Raw genomic sequence first — 13,681 nt, 5'->3', positions numbered from 1 at the left:
GGCAAACTTTCGAAAACCTGACGGGGCCGCTGGTCACGTACCGGTCGCACCGGCCAACCTCTGAAACGACATCGCTCGGGATCAGCGTCTCCTCATGATCTGGGCTCTTCGCGCCTACTGGCAGCTTCGAACATTTCGCAGAGTTGTAACACTTTGGGCACTACGAGACCCTTCCCCACTCGGGTGGCGTCCCCACCCCGGCGCCTGCTCAGGATCAGCGCGCCGCAGTACTGGCGGACGAGTCATGAACGGGATCGTGTCAGACATTGTCGCGCCGATCGTCCGCTACATAGGCGGGTGGTCATCTCGCCCTTCCTGAAGCTCCTCTGCGGGCTCTTCATCAAGTAGTCTCTGAAGCTCCCCTGGAGAGAATTGCTTGAGATCAAAAGTAAACTCTTCCGGCTCGATGGAGAACGACAGAGCAGGATGATTGTTTCCTAGCCCGCGAAGCTCGTCATGCAACTGCTTTTCCAGACGCTGAATCTCCTCTGGAGCGACGGAGGCTGCCGACGGCATGGCGTCGTTCTCCAGATGATCTAGCACTCGCCGAAGCTCTCCCCGAGGGAGCTGCCCTGAACAGGATGCGGTTTGCTCTTGCATGAAAGCCGACGAGGAGCGTTGATCGTCCCGTTCTTCCTGGAGTTTCTCTGCCTGCTCCTCATCAAGCGGTGCCAGAAGCTCCTCTGGAGAGGGCGGCTCGCGATCCGAAGTAAACTCTTGGGGATCGATGGTGGACGACAGAGCAGGATGGTTGTGTCCTGGTCCGTGAGGGTCGTCATGCAACTGGTTTTGCGGTCGCTGAAGCTCCTCTGGAGGGTCGGAGACTGCCGACGGCATGACCGCGCTTTCGGGATTGACGAGCGCCACGTTGCCGGGAGGAGGATTGATCAGCGTCCTCTGTCTCTTCGCTGCTCTCGATTGGGCGATATCATGTTCATGATTCATAAGGACGCCGTCGCTCGGCAGGAGATTGCCCATGGCGCGTGCATCCGGCCTTTCGCCAAGGGATTGTTGGACATCGTCAGACGCGTCTTTCGCTGAGGAGGCCGCGCGCGGTCGCCCGCGAGAAACTAAATGATTGGGGTCATGATACGCACGAAGGATGCTCAGCCCTGCCTTAATCTTTCGGTCTTCCGGTAAGTAAGCAGCTGCGTGTTTGAGCAGGGGCTCGTGTTCCGCTAGATCGGTCGTATGGCCGCGAGCGCGGAGATCATTCACGAGGCGACGAAGTGCCTGCGTATAGCGTCTAACCGTCCTAGGTTTCCGTGTTTCCTGAGCCGCGTATTGAGCGATCGCGCTATCGATATGATTACGGTCTTCCATCGATAGATGGGGATAGGTTTCAACGTGCGTACGAAGGATTCTCACCACTGCCGTCATACGTGCGTTGTTCGGAAAGTAAGTAGTTGCGTGTTCGAGCAGGGAGGCGTGGTCCGCTAGATTGGTCGCTTGGCCGCGAGCGCGGAAATTATTCCCAAGTTCACGAAGTGCCTGCGTATAGCGTCTGACCGTTTTCGGTTTCCGCTTTTTCTGAGCCGTGTATTCACTCATCACGCTATCGATAAGGTCCCGGTCTTCTTTAGATAGATTGGGATAGGTGTCATGCGCACGAAGGACGCTCAGCCCACCCTTAATCTGTCGGTCTTTCGGAAAGTAAGTAGTTGCGTGTTCGAGCAGGGACTCGTGGTCCGCTAGATTGGTCGTTTGGCCGCGAGCGCGGAGATCCTTCGCTAGTCGACGAAGTGCCTGAGCATAATTTCTAACCGTTCGAGGTTTTGGGTTTTCCTGAGCCACATATTTAGCCATCGCGCTATCAATAAGGTTCCGGTCTTCCATCGGCAGTTGGGGATGACCAGGGCCCCTTTGGGGATGGCCAGGGCCCCTGCGGCCAGAGCTGGCGTCGATGCGCCGCTGTTCCATCTGCACCGGGCTTTCGGCATTGAGGGGCACGCTCTGGGAAGAGCTATCGCGCTTAGCGCTAGGGCGCCCTCTACGCAGGACGAGTTCTCCCGTCGCCCGAAAGGTCCGGAAATAACCCAAGGATTTAAGAAGATTCGCAGTACTCCCACCGTACGTGTGTATGGCACCGTCGGCGATCAGCGACTTGCTGTCGAGCCGAGCGACAATGCCTGGTAGGTTATTTTCGAACAGCCAACGGCTATAGTTAATGAGGCGGGTTTCGTGTTCATGCGCCGTTCGGCTGTGCATGCCGCCCTTTAAGAGGGCTTGCTCAAGCTCCAGGACGGCAGCATCCTCGGAATAAAGGGGCCGGTTGTCCGAATGCCCTCGGACGATGACGCCTCTTGCTACAACCTGCGGAGCACCACTACTTTCTCCTGAAGTTGCGGTCGCGCTTGATTGTCGGTATATCACAACCTCTTCAAGATCGGGCGGCGCCCTCCGTCCCTTCGCTGCTCTCGATCTAGCCTCGTCATGCTCGTCATTGATAAGGACACCTTCGCTCGGCAGGAGATTGCTCCTGGCGCGTGCATCGGGCGTTTCACCAACGGATGGTTGGACATCATGGGGATAGCTGGTGGCCCGGTGCTCGCTGGCAACGGGAGCGGCTTGGCTTGCCTGAGCCAGTTGCCGCTCAAATTGACCGGTCTCGCCCGTCTGCGGCTCTTCCGAGACGGCCTGCTGGACCTGCTGCCAAGCTGCTACATTGAATGGATCAAAGTGGTGCGGGTCCACGTTAGCCTCACGTTCAAACTCACCTCACCAAGTCTCCTACTCGGGCAAACTTTCGAGAACCTGACGGGGCATTGTCTCGTAGCGGTCGCACCCGCCGACCTCGGAGCTGACATCGCTGGGGATCAGCATCTGCTCAATGAGCTAGGTCTTCGCACCTACTGCGAGCTTCGAACATCTCACAGGTTGTAACGCTTTGGGTCCTCCCTAGGGCCCTACCCATGCGGGTGACGCGCGACCCCGCCCCCCTGGCTAGATGCAAAAAAATCAAAGTGACTTTCTGTTCTCGGATCGGTTGCAGGGAGAGGGGAATGGCCATGCAACCGAAAAACATCGAATTGCGATTTTCCGAGCCAAATTCGCGGTTGTCGGCGATCTCCGTCCGTCGATGCCTGAAAGGATACCGGATCGGCCTCGAAAGAAAGTAATACGGATTTACACCGGAAGCTCTAAGGAGCTTTCACTCAATGATCGTTATCGGCATCAAGGGCTTCATCGGGTCCGGCAAGACCACCGTGGCCCGCCATCTCATCGAGCGGCACGGGTTCGTGCGTGGCCGGTTCGCTGGCGCGCTGAAGGACATGCTGCGCGCCTATCTTCGCTACCGACACTGCGACGCCGCCACCATCGAGCGCATGATCGAAGGCGATCTGAAGGAAAAGCCGACGCCCTGGCTTGGTGGACGGTCGCCCCGGCGCGCGATGGAAGGGTTCGGCGGCCTCCGGGGCCGCGATTTCATGGGGTCCGAGTTCTGGATCGGCACCGAGGCCGACAAGCTCTACATCGAGAACCCGCAGAGTGTCGTGTTCGAGGATGTGCGGCACGCCAATGAGGGCGAGGCCATCGACCGCATGGGCGGGTTTGTCGTCGAGATCGTGCGCCCCGGCCTGATCCCGCAAGATCACCGGACCGAGAAGGCGCAACTCGAAGTCAAGGCGCATCGTTCGGTCCTCAACTACCAGAGCGACATGGAGTCCACCTTCCGCCAGATGGACATTGTAGTCGCCGATCTCGCCGCCAGGGTGGGTCGCGGGCTCGTCTGATGGGCAAGCTCGTCAACCGGCAAGAGCTTGCCGACATCTTCGGCTACTCGCTGCCGACGATTACCGGCATGGGTCGAGAACGGGATGCCCGTCAAGACCCACGGCAGTCGCGGAAAGCAGTTCGAGTTCGATACCGAAGAAGTTCTGAAGTGGTTACTGGTGCGCGAGCGAGCCGAGCGCAAGGCGCACACCGCCGCGTCCGTGAAGGACGGCGAAGAGAACATCACCATCGACAAGGCCAAGCTGCGTTACGAGATCGCGCGCGCAAAGACGGCTGAACTAGAACTGGCGAGGCAGATGGGCTTGGTGCGTCCCATCGATATGATCGCCAAAGTCCTCTCGAATGAGATCGCGAACGCGTGGGCGCGACTACTCGGCATCCCCTCGAAGGTATGGCCTGCGATCCATCTCAAAGTCGGCACTTCCGAGCAGACGAAGAAGCTCGTCAACGAGGTCGAACGGCTGATCCTTGAGGCGTTGGGCGAGATTAAGTCCTACGAGCCCATCGTGGGCGCGGAAGAAGAGCCCCACCTTGAGCCGCCAGCCGTGGACGCGCTCATCGAAGAAGACGGCGAGGACGACGATGTCGAGTGAGTCCACGCCGTTCCGCCCATCGTGGATGAGGTGGCCCCCGAACATTTGTGAAGTCTGCACCGGATGGAAGCAGGAAGGTGGTTGGAACGACGTGTGCCAGCGCCATCGAGTCCATTCACTACGGCGAACCGACCGACGCACGGCAGCGATGCTTCGCATACAGCCGCAAGCCGGATGTCTGATGTCTGTCGCGGTCGTCGAAGAGTTCCACACCGACGCCGCGTATGAAGCCCGGCTTCCTTCGTGCGCAGGTTCGCGAGATCATCGCGCAGAGCTTCAGCCCGCCGCCGAAGCTGACCGTCTCCGAATGGGCGGATGAATACCGGCGTGCTCTCGCCGGAAGCATCTTCGGAGCCCGGCAAGTGGTCCACCGCGCGCGTTGAGCCGTCGCGCGGTATCATGGACGCATTCGCTGATCCTGACATCGAGATCATCACTTGTATGGTCGTGGCGCAGACGGTGACGACGGAAGTCATCAACAACGTAGCTGGCTTCCACGCCCATCTCGATCCTTGCCCGATGCTGATCCTGCAACCGACGTTGCAGATGGCGGAAGCGTACTCGAAGGATCGTCTCGCGCCGATGATCCGCGATACGCCGCCACTCGCGGCGAAGCTGGGCAACCATGCGCGCGATTCCGAAGACACTATCCTACACAAGAAGTATGCGGTGGTCATATCACGATGGCGGGCGCTAACTCGCCCGCATCGCTGGCGTCGCGTCCGATCCGTATCCTGCTCTGCGACGAAGTTGATCGCTATGAGGCGAGCGCGGGAAAAGAAGGCGACCCTGTCTCGCTCGCTATCGAGCGAACGACGACCTTCTGGAACCGCAAGATCGCCCTGGTCTCGACGCCGACCATCAAGCGGGGTTCGCGCATCGAGTCGTCTTATGAGGAAAGCGATCAGCGTCGGTTCTTTGTCCCGTGCCCGAAGTGCAATCATCTGGCAACATCTGCGCTGGCCGCAGGTCCGGTGGCCGGACGGAGATCCTTTGGCTGCTCGTTACCATTGTGAATACAGCGATAGCGAGACCGGCGAAGTCTGCGACTACGGATGGAGCGAGGCCGAGCGCTTGCGCGCCATCGTAAAGGGCATTTGGATCGCGACGCGCCCGGAAGTGAAGGGACACGCTGGCTTCCACCTGAACCGCATCGCATCGCCCTGGCGCGCGCTCGGCGAGATGGCGCGCGACTTCGTACTGGCCAAGAAGCCCCCCGAGCGGCTGAAGACGTGGGTCAACACGCGCCTCGCCAAAACGTGGGAAGTGCGCGGCGAGCGTGCCAACCCGGACTCGATCTATCAGCGCCGTGAAGCCTACAACGCTGCTGACTACCTGCCATCAAGCGTTGGGGCCGTCACAGCGTCGGTCGATATTCAGGATGATCGCGCCGAAATCGAGTGGTGCGGTTGGGGGCTCGACGACGAGTCGTGGTCGCTCGACTACAAGGTCCACTATGGCGTACCGAACACGCCGGGCTTTTGGGAAGTCGTCGATAGCGCGCTGTTACGCACGTTCAGCATCGGCCGGTGTAGAGATGAGGGTCGAGGCGGCGTGCATCGACGCGGGCGGTCACTTCACCCAGCACATTTACAACTTCGTGCGGACGCGCATGGCTCGCTGTGTCTACGCCATCATTGGTCGCTCCGGTGCAAACCGCCCAATCTGGCCTGCGAAGGAACGGTCAATAAGGCCAAGAATGTTACGGTATTTGTCCTCGGTGTCGATCGGGCAAAGGATATGCACTACAAGCGGTTGGAGATTAAAGAGCCCGGCCCTGGATACTGCCACTTTCCGATGCTCGAAAACTACGACAAGAAGTATTTCGACGGTCTGACCGCCGAAAAGGCAATCTTGAAGACTGACAAGCGTGGGTTCACTACAAAGGAGTGGCATAAGGTCCATCAGCGGAACGAACCGCTCGACTTGCGCGTCTACAACATCGCCGCCCGGCTTTCGCTGGACATCAACATGGAGCGTCGCTTGACGGCCCTCCGGGCTGCGGCGGCGAACATTCTCAATGCCGCGCCGCGAACGACCAGCGCCTCGCGATCCGAAGAGCAAATCACGGCCTCGACCCAGGGCGGCGGCAGACGCCGCGTCCGCAATCGTGGCGTTGAAAGATAGGCGGCGTCGCGCTATGGGTCGAAGCATGATGTCAAGCGACGAAGTGCGCGAGGCTCGCGCGACCTTGGGCCGTATGTGGAAGCCCGGCGGAAGTCCGCTGACGTCCAAGAAGCGGCTTGTCGCGCGAGTGAGAGAGCTCCAAGAAAAGGTCCGAGAATACGAAGGTCGGGAGACACCGACTGCCAAGGATGAATAGCCTAAGTGCAGCACTCTACGTCTAGCGCGCGCGCTTGCGGTCCACGTCCTTGAAGATCACGACATCGTCAGGCGGCACTCCACCGGCGAGATAGATACGCAGAAGCATCTCAATCGTTCCGGACACGGCCGATTTGCCCTTCTCCATGTTTTAGACATCGTCGGTGCCGTGCTCTTCGGACAGCCCGAGGGCGCGCACAAGCTCCTGACCAACTTTTTTTCCATATTGGCGGCCTGCTGGATTTCAGCGAGTTGAAGTTCAGTTAAGTATACTCAGGATGAATCAATGGTTCTGCCGCTGTGCAAATGGCTGCTGGAGCAGAGCGTTAAACTCCGCTACGACGTCGAAGTCACCAAAGTCGATTTCGACGCTAAAGTCGGATGCAAGCAGGCCGCGGCCATTCACTGGCTGGAGGATCGCGTCGTGGACGGTACCGGCGTCGGCGCCGACGATCTTGTATTCATGACGATCGGTTCGCTCACTCAAAACTCGGACAAGGGAGACCATCACACGCCCGCCAGGCTCGGGCAAGAGCCGCGCCCGCTTGGGATCTGTGGCGACGGCGCATAGCTGCGCAGGACGCGGCCTTCGGCTGCCCGGACGTCTTCGCCGGCGATATTCCTGCAACCAAATGGGAATCGCGACCATCGGGACTTTAGACGCGCGCATTCCCGCTTATATCTACAAGATCGCTAAACGTGACCCGTTCAGCGGGCAAGGTCGTCGCGGGAGGGATCGTCACGGCGAAGGACTCAAGCTGGCTGCTCAGTTGGACCATAAACCGCCAGCCGCAGCAATAGATCTTCGTCCGACTCTATTCGCTCCTTGTTGATAGGCTCGGCGGTTAGGTGAACAAGTCAATGCAACACTGCACCGGCGAGGAAATTATGCAGGAACGGCTTTATCACCTGGGCGTCCGCGAAGCGGTTCGCTGCTGCGATCCTGGCCTTATGCAAAGGGCGGGCATTAATGACTGGTTGGCTTTGCTGCCTTTGCCCTCGTGTCCGTTGTCAGCAATGGCCGCAACGAGCTGACCGCTCGACGAATGCTTCGCTTCTACCGAAAGCGCATTGCAAATAGAATTGGCTGATCAGGCGATCTTGGGGAAGTATTAGGCGACTGCCCCAAGCTCTTCACTTATATCAATTATCGATCGATTCGACTGCTCACCGCTGATGTTGTTGTATCTTGAGATTATCCAACACCTTCGATCCTTCACTGAACGACCTCGACCAAGATCGCTCCGCCAAATCCAGATAGCCTTTGAGCAACTCGGAGGGATTTTTGACCTCGGCAACGACTTTTAGAAAATTGGCGTGATCGTGCAACGAGGAAGCAGTCAATCTCAATCCGTCTTTCAACATCGCCGCGAAGAAGTTTGTCGTTGCTTCGATCGACTTCTGCCATTCTGGAAACACGAATGAAGCGCGCGAGGCTGCCGTCGACTCTCTAGTGTGCTCGGCGGCGCCACTTGGCCCAGCGGCCGATGCCTGAGCCGCTTGCGGCCCTGGTTGTGTACGGCGTTTCTCGTCTTCGGCTATACTCGCTGGCATTGTGCATCTCCTCTCTGAAGAACTGTTGTGATTGGTTTCGTGGCTCAACCTCCCATCAATTTTCAGAGGGTAACACGATCTCCAATATGTGCCCCCTACCTCTTTTGGTAGGTTTGATCGCGCGTCGCAACAGAGTCCTGACCAAATCCAAAGCGACGATCGAGACTTAAGCTTCAAGGCGCTTCTCGCCAGATCGCAGGCTCGACTAGAAGCGCACGGGCGAGTGGAAGTCACGCGCTCAACTTTTTTGCCCGATGACCAAAGTGCTGACTCGTTTGCGCGGCGGCCGATGGCAACACCCTGATGTCGGAGATGCTCGCTTCGGGGACGGGATCCGGATGGCGTTCAGCCTGCGGCTCAATCATCGCGCGCCGCCTTGTTACAGGAGAGCTGCAGAGCCGACGACGTAGCATACGCATCCGGAGCCCAGCTGGAGCGAATGCTGCGGTCTCCCTTGCAGAACCAGGCCGCCACAAGCTCCTTTGCGCAACCCAGAGCAGGATCAGCAATCCCTACCATATCTGTACGAAACATACATTCGCCCTTGCCATTACACGCTTCTGCAAGCGCATCCGTGGCGTCGCCGCGCGGTGACATCCAGCGGCAATTGCCGCCATACGTGCCGGAAACAACAGAAATACCCGATTGCGTGATGGCATCTCCGGTCGCATCCCGCAGTGCATACACGGCCGCCGCACCAACCAGCGCGGCAAAGCCGACAGTTCCCAATCGCACGAGGAGCCAGCGCTGTGCCGCCGAGGCCGCCCGATAGGCGCCACGATCGCCGTCGGCACTTCGAAGCCGAAATGCAACAGGATCGCAGCGCAAGCCGCCAGGGCGAAAGCAAGAGCGAGCGCGCCGATATGGCCAAGCAGTTGGCTCGCCGTTTCCCAACGCACCACTGGAAAACGTCGGAAGATGATGATGTGTATAAGATAGAGGGCAAGGCTGGCCTCGCCCAGAAAGACAAGCCACCTTGCAGACAACAGCCGTGCTGCTGGGCTGAGCCCAGCAACAAGGATAAGCGCAACCGGCGCCGCCAGCGCGATATTGTTGCGTGCAATATCGAACAGGCTCATGGACGCCCCAAATGGAGGCCGGTGAACCAGAACACCCAGCCAATCGCGCCGACGCCCACAATCGTCATGATGTTGAGCAGAGAGCGAGACGGTCTAAACTTCTGCGCCGACCACACTTCATGGAGCCGCGCCAGACAACAGCCGAGAACGAACTCCCACACCCTGCAAAACGGCGAAAAAGCAGACGATCCAGAGGATAAGCGTGCTTCCGGTTCGGCAGAGCCGCGTCCGTGCCATAGGCGCGAAGCGCAAACAGGTTGATGCGGCCCTGCAGCATGAGCACCGTAAGCTCGATGCCAAGCTCGATTGCAGCGGCTCCAATGGCGCAAACAACCGCGGCGGGCACAGTTCTGATCCGCGCAAGGAGAGGACAAACGAGCGGAAAAACGAGATAGGCGCACCATTCGGTGCTCACTGACCAGGAGACGATGCCGACCTCTTCGTATTGCCAGACGGGCGCAACAGCGGCGACATTTGCGAAAAAACCAGCTTTGAACCATCCCGTGTTGAAACGGGACGAGGTGCGTTGAGACTCCTTGCCGGCGCCTTGGTTCCGAGAAGCCACGGCCAGACCTCGGTCCGGTCAGTAATTCGACGAGAAGGAGAGCAACAAACAGAGGATAGATTCGCACTATGCGCGCCATGAGAAAGTCCGGCATCGCTTTCCGCGGACTGCCCACAATCGAGCTGTCATAGTTATATTGAATGACAAAACCACTCAGCGTGAAGAAGACGGACATCCCGAGCAGGCCGAGCGTCCCGGCGCTGATATCAAGCCAGAGACTGGGTCCCTGCAGGAACAGGCTGCCGCCGTGAGACAATGCCACTGCTGCTGCCGCGGATACCGGTCAGCGCGGATACCCACGACGTCGGCGCCCGATTGTGGCGCCGACGTCGGTACTCACGAGCCGGCTTCGGATGGGTCGAGAGGAGTCTGGAGCTCGACTTTGATGGGTCTTTCAATCGAACTTATAGGAGGCTTGGAAGAACGTACCCCAGCGCTCCATGCTGTACTTCCCAAATCCGGACGGCTCACCCACGCCGCCGCTGCTGCTGCACAGAGAGTCGCCCCGTTTACTGGTCCACATGGCCCAATAGCGACCACCCACGCCGACGCTGATGTTCTTTGTGAGGAAGTAGGACAACACGCCTTCAATCTGGACTCCGCCACCACCATTGCCGTGGTGTTCGTCAAAGGTGGTCTTGTCGCGCAAGAGACGGTAGTCACGTCCCTTGAAATCGGTCCAGGGCAGGTAAGCGATATCAGCGCTCAAGCGCCAACGCTCGGTCAGCATAGTTTCGGCGCTCAGGCCGATCCGAGGCGCATTTCATTGAGTATCCTCGCCGCCGACGACCGTTCTGTCTCCAGGCATTAAACATGAAGACAGCGGGTTGGCCACCTCCACGCATCGTATCGAGTCCGAACTCTGGCCATAGTAGGTCCAGCCCATAAATCCACCAACCTTGAAGTCGCAGCCGCGCAGGAAATCGTAACCGACGTCACTCGTGTAATAGGTGAACCGTCCATTTGCTTGCCCTGATATCGTGTTGACATACGAGCCGCCCCAATCTTCATCGTTCATGTTTCCTTTGTTGAACTGCCCAAGACCAATATTGCTCTTCAAGAACACTCCCCAAGGGCTATCAAGGCGGCCGAATAACTCCCCGGACAGTCCATCCAGTCCGTGATAAGTGAGCCTCGATATGAGCATGCTGGGCTCATCCGGCCAGTCATGGGGCACTGCGCTGTGGTCCCACTGGAATCGTCCTCGGCTCAACCAGAGCCGCGAGCCGCCTTCGAATGACCAGCCGGACGCGTAGGGAATGGGCGATACGTTGCTGGCTGACTTCGCGTACAGCGGCGCATTGGACCATTCCGTCGCTTTTGGGTCCGCGTCAAAATGGTAGTTCAGACCAATCTTTCCGATGTGATAGTTGCTGGACAGGTTGGTTGTGTTCGGCGGCAGAATAGCAGACGGGTACTGTACTGTCGCAGCGGTCGCGACACCAGGCCCGCCAAAATGCCAATAGTCATACTCAACGTTCACCGACCCTGCAGGCGTAAGGGCTTGCTCGACGCCCAGCCCGATGACACCACCAACGCGACCGTAGTCGAAATGCGTTTTCTCCTGTGGCATGTCGCCGCCTTCGGACGTTGTTGACGACGTCGCCCCGATTGTTTTGCCAGGCTAGCCTGCCTTGAGATAGGCCAGCGTGTGCCCGAGCGCGCCAAAGGCGTAACCAGCGCGACCGGTCCCGCTGGCAAAGAGGTTCGGACCTGCCTTGCAGTTCGCGCTCACAACGAAGCCGGAAGGGGCTAGGCAAGTATTTGTGCCGTCGGAGACAGCACCGCTGGCATCCAGTTCGATGCCAAATACCCAGCGGTTCTTCTGCCAGTTGTAGCCGATCTGACCACCTGCAAGGAACGTCGGGGTATCGACGATGCCGCCGTAGATTGATGGACCACGGGGATTGCTGAAGGAGGTTCGGCCGTACCCACCGCCGACGTGTCCGCCAATATAGCCGCCCGACCAGTTCCACACCGCCGCTGGCAGTTTCAGTTGTGGCTCAAGGTCCGCCGCCTTGGCTGCGCTGCTTGCGACCAGCGCAATTGTTGTCGCACCACAAACAATAATTCTCGATCGCATCAAAGGTTGCCCTGCACTTCCCGGTCCATAATTCGGCTCCTTAAGTTCTCGTCGCACGGCAAATCGTTGGGGCAGACCAGACACTACCGCTGCCCGCGCCAAGTCGGACCCGACGATCACCATACTGCGACTGGTGATGATGCTCTGAACGGAGCAAGCCCCGTGCCGAGCCAAATTCGTATGCTGTGCCGGCATTTCTTGAGAGTGTGTCGCGTCACCTTAGTGACAATGGTCTGGAGTCTGACCATCGAAGCGCCCGACGATCTCACCATCGCGCAGTGAATGTGCGAGGCAGGCCCAATGCGCGACATTCGCATTTCGTGGAGGGGGCGCGCGGCAAAGCGGGGTATCGACCAACTAGTTTCGGAGTAACGTGATAAGAAAGCCATCTTATGAGCAAGCGAAGCTCCGCTTCACTGTTGCGCTCGTATCGTCTCCACGCTGAATGGCCGACTCGACATGCCGTCGATCATGAGCTTGAGATACATGTGGTGATTTTCGAGGTCGAGGGACTCAATCGCGTCAAAACGGGATTGACACTCGCGGGCGACGTATCGCGCATCCTCGCCGCCTGCTCGGAACGAAATGATGGTCCCTGCCGAGAACGGCATACCGAATATTCGGATCGAGGTTGATGCAGGTACTGATGGGCGACCGTAAACCTAACCCGATACTTGCGCAGTTCCGAGAGCATGTTCGCGAGCGCGAGCGTCGTGAAGCTCTGAAATTCGTCGACGTATACGAAGAACTCTCGCCGACGAGTCGGAGGACAATCAGCGCGCGTGTACGCTGCGAGCCCGATCATGGTGACAAGGAGCCCACCAAGCAGGGAAGAGGTGTCGTCTCCGATCCGACCCTTTGCAAGGTTTACGATGAGGACCTTGCCATCATCCATCGCCTGCCTAAGACGCAAGTCCTGCTTCGAGGAGGTTAGGATACGGTTCGGCAGGGGGTCCGTCAGAAAGGCGCCGATTTTGTTTTGGATGGGCGCGATGCCGTCCGCGCGGCATCCAGAGGACAATCGTTCGAATTCTATCTCAAGGAAGCGGCGCACCGCTTCATTCTGCAGTGATCGCGAACTGCCGCCGAACGCCTAATTCGAGATCACATCCAGCACATCGTGCATCGTCGCAGAAGGTTGCTCCAGAACGGCCATGAGCACGTTGCGCAAGATGTGCTCCATACGGACGCCCCAGGCGCCGGCCAAGTTCGCTTCCGCGCCAGAAGGGTACCGTCGTGAACTACGACTTGCCCGATCGCGGTGTAGAGCGCCTGCCGCCCGCAACTCGACTTCACCTCGTAGATTTCGCGCAAGACGCCGCCGGCCTGGACCCCGAGATCAACATAGCCATCCTTGAAAATGGTCCCGTTGCTGCGAAGCTTGCGCTCTCGCCAGTAGTGCACCGCGCGAACGATATCGCCATGTCGGGAGACGTATTCGACCTCTTCTAGGCGACGCCTCCGCTTCTTGCCCGAGAATTCGTCGAAGTCTGTTCCGAGACGCCGCTGTGCAGCGAGCGCGTGCGGAGTCGTCTCTCACGGCGGCTTCCTTGAAGTCGATCGCCAGCTGTACGAAGCGCGCAACTTCGGCCGCCACCAACCCCACCGTCGTGCATGAGGTAGACGGCACCCGTCTCGGCATCTTGTGCGAAGAAACCTGATTCGACAGCAGCTTCAAGATTGCCGTCCTCCCGATATCCTCCAAACGGGTACCAACGGCGGGGATCGAAATCTCCTGCGACCCGAGCGG

At 58.8% G+C, this 13,681-nt stretch carries 14 protein-coding genes and 4 pseudogenes; 9 read left to right on the top strand and 9 right to left on the bottom strand.

The annotated features are described in order from the left end of the window. Positions 1 to 285 precede the first annotated feature (285 nt). Complete coding sequence (locus tag ACVW17_RS16095) at positions 286 to 2,694, bottom strand: hypothetical protein (protein WP_456797513.1); 2,409 nt, start codon at positions 2,692 to 2,694, stop codon at positions 286 to 288. A 464-nt stretch (positions 2,695 to 3,158) separates the two neighbouring features. On the opposite strand from ACVW17_RS16095, the gene ACVW17_RS16090 reads away from it, so the two are divergent. From ACVW17_RS16090 to ACVW17_RS16060, 7 genes and pseudogenes are all read left to right on the top strand, one after another. Beyond that, a complete protein-coding gene (locus ACVW17_RS16090; protein WP_456797512.1) occupies positions 3,159 to 3,734 on the top strand; it encodes a deoxynucleotide monophosphate kinase in 576 nt (191 codons plus the stop codon). A gap of 84 nt (positions 3,735 to 3,818) precedes the next feature. Further along, a complete protein-coding gene (locus tag ACVW17_RS16085) occupies positions 3,819 to 4,328 on the top strand; it encodes a terminase small subunit (protein ID WP_456797511.1) in 510 nt (169 codons plus the stop codon). Positions 4,329 to 4,643: 315 nt separating this feature from the next. Next, a pseudogene (locus tag ACVW17_RS16080) lies at positions 4,644 to 4,940 on the top strand (phage terminase large subunit family protein); the annotation flags it as partial. A gap of 71 nt (positions 4,941 to 5,011) precedes the next feature. After that, complete coding sequence (locus ACVW17_RS16075; protein ID WP_456797510.1) at positions 5,012 to 5,344, top strand: phage terminase large subunit family protein; 333 nt, start codon at positions 5,012 to 5,014, stop codon at positions 5,342 to 5,344. Positions 5,345 to 5,510: 166 nt separating this feature from the next. Further along, a pseudogene (locus ACVW17_RS16070) lies at positions 5,511 to 5,786 on the top strand (terminase gpA endonuclease subunit); the annotation flags it as partial. After that, positions 5,710 to 6,165, top strand: a complete 456-nt coding sequence (locus tag ACVW17_RS16065) for a terminase gpA endonuclease subunit (protein ID WP_456797509.1) — start codon at positions 5,710 to 5,712, stop codon at positions 6,163 to 6,165. The pseudogene ACVW17_RS16070 and the gene ACVW17_RS16065, both read left to right, overlap by 77 nt. Beyond that, entirely contained in the window at positions 6,069 to 6,455 is a 387-nt protein-coding gene (locus ACVW17_RS16060; RefSeq protein ID WP_456798965.1) for a terminase gpA endonuclease subunit, read from the top strand. The genes ACVW17_RS16065 and ACVW17_RS16060 overlap by 97 nt, the downstream gene beginning before the upstream one ends. 217 nt (positions 6,456 to 6,672) lie before the next feature. On the opposite strand, the gene ACVW17_RS16055 is transcribed toward ACVW17_RS16060, so the two are convergent. Continuing rightward, a complete protein-coding gene (locus tag ACVW17_RS16055) occupies positions 6,673 to 6,798 on the bottom strand; it encodes a hypothetical protein (protein WP_456797508.1) in 126 nt (41 codons plus the stop codon). 138 nt (positions 6,799 to 6,936) lie between these two features. Here ACVW17_RS16055 and ACVW17_RS16050 point away from each other — a divergent pair. Then, a pseudogene (locus tag ACVW17_RS16050) lies at positions 6,937 to 7,685 on the top strand (oleate hydratase). 132 nt (positions 7,686 to 7,817) lie between these two features. Here ACVW17_RS16050 and ACVW17_RS16045 read toward each other — a convergent pair. The 7 genes and pseudogenes from ACVW17_RS16045 to ACVW17_RS16015 all read right to left on the bottom strand — a co-directional run bounded on the left by ACVW17_RS16045 (position 7,818) and on the right by ACVW17_RS16015 (position 11,931). Next, positions 7,818 to 8,204, bottom strand: a complete 387-nt coding sequence (locus ACVW17_RS16045; RefSeq protein ID WP_456797507.1) for a hypothetical protein — start codon at positions 8,202 to 8,204, stop codon at positions 7,818 to 7,820. 512 nt (positions 8,205 to 8,716) lie between these two features. Beyond that, on the bottom strand, positions 8,717 to 9,283 hold the full coding sequence (locus tag ACVW17_RS16040; protein WP_456797506.1) for a hypothetical protein: 567 nt from the start codon (positions 9,281 to 9,283) through the stop codon (positions 8,717 to 8,719). 64 nt (positions 9,284 to 9,347) lie between these two features. After that, the gene (locus ACVW17_RS16035) at positions 9,348 to 9,848 is read right to left on the bottom strand and encodes a hypothetical protein (RefSeq protein ID WP_456799037.1); all 501 of its coding nucleotides are present in this window, start codon (positions 9,846 to 9,848) and stop codon (positions 9,348 to 9,350) included. A 31-nt stretch (positions 9,849 to 9,879) separates the two neighbouring features. Then, positions 9,880 to 10,110 (bottom strand): annotated as a pseudogene (locus ACVW17_RS16030) (acyltransferase family protein); the annotation flags it as partial. 132 nt (positions 10,111 to 10,242) lie between these two features. Beyond that, positions 10,243 to 10,578, bottom strand: coding sequence for a hypothetical protein (locus tag ACVW17_RS16025; protein WP_456797505.1), 336 nt, complete (start codon positions 10,576 to 10,578; stop codon positions 10,243 to 10,245). A gap of 33 nt (positions 10,579 to 10,611) precedes the next feature. Further along, positions 10,612 to 11,421, bottom strand: a complete 810-nt coding sequence (locus tag ACVW17_RS16020; protein ID WP_456797504.1) for an outer membrane protein — start codon at positions 11,419 to 11,421, stop codon at positions 10,612 to 10,614. A gap of 51 nt (positions 11,422 to 11,472) precedes the next feature. After that, the gene (locus ACVW17_RS16015; protein ID WP_456797503.1) at positions 11,473 to 11,931 is read right to left on the bottom strand and encodes an outer membrane protein; all 459 of its coding nucleotides are present in this window, start codon (positions 11,929 to 11,931) and stop codon (positions 11,473 to 11,475) included. 1,236 nt (positions 11,932 to 13,167) lie between these two features. Here ACVW17_RS16015 and ACVW17_RS16010 point away from each other — a divergent pair. After that, positions 13,168 to 13,383 (top strand): hypothetical protein, encoded by a 216-nt coding sequence (locus tag ACVW17_RS16010; protein WP_456797502.1) that lies wholly within the window; start codon positions 13,168 to 13,170, stop codon positions 13,381 to 13,383. The last annotated feature ends 298 nt before the right edge of the window (positions 13,384 to 13,681 follow it).

Source organism: Bradyrhizobium sp. USDA 4473 (assembly GCF_054063335.1).
The sequence above is the reverse complement of the archived record's forward strand: the minus strand, read 5'-3'. Positions and strand labels throughout refer to the sequence as shown.